Origin of the sequence: Mesoflavibacter sp. CH_XMU1422-2 (assembly GCF_037029245.1) — a bacterium.
Taxonomy (GTDB): Bacteria; Bacteroidota; Bacteroidia; order Flavobacteriales; family Flavobacteriaceae; genus Mesoflavibacter; species Mesoflavibacter zeaxanthinifaciens.
The window spans coordinates 466,885-467,140 of record NZ_JAYMEE010000062.1 but is presented as its reverse complement, the minus strand read 5'-3'; the positions used below and the strand labels follow the sequence as shown (position 1 = coordinate 467,140).

The 256-nt window shown below is 39.8% G+C and carries 1 protein-coding gene; it reads right to left on the bottom strand.

What is annotated here, in order from left to right:
- Nucleotides 1-256: hypothetical protein (locus tag WA340_RS11470; protein WP_336129160.1), on the bottom strand; the 256-nt coding region annotated here is incomplete at both ends.

The following is a 256-nucleotide window of genomic DNA, read 5'->3' as shown; positions in this document are numbered from 1 at the left end:
GATGTTAGCCGCATTCCAATCAGATGCTAAAGTACTGTTATTGTTACCATCACATTCAATAGTTTCATCTGAAACATCTGAACATAACGCTAAGTCAGGACCAGTCGTATCAGATAAAGTTAAAGTCGCCGAAGTAGACGCTATGTTCCCACAATCATCCGCTACTGTATAGTTTACAGTGATAGTACCACCAAGTCCACAAGTATTAACAAAGTTGTTAAAGTCGAAGTCAGACGTTACGGTGTAGTTTGCATCC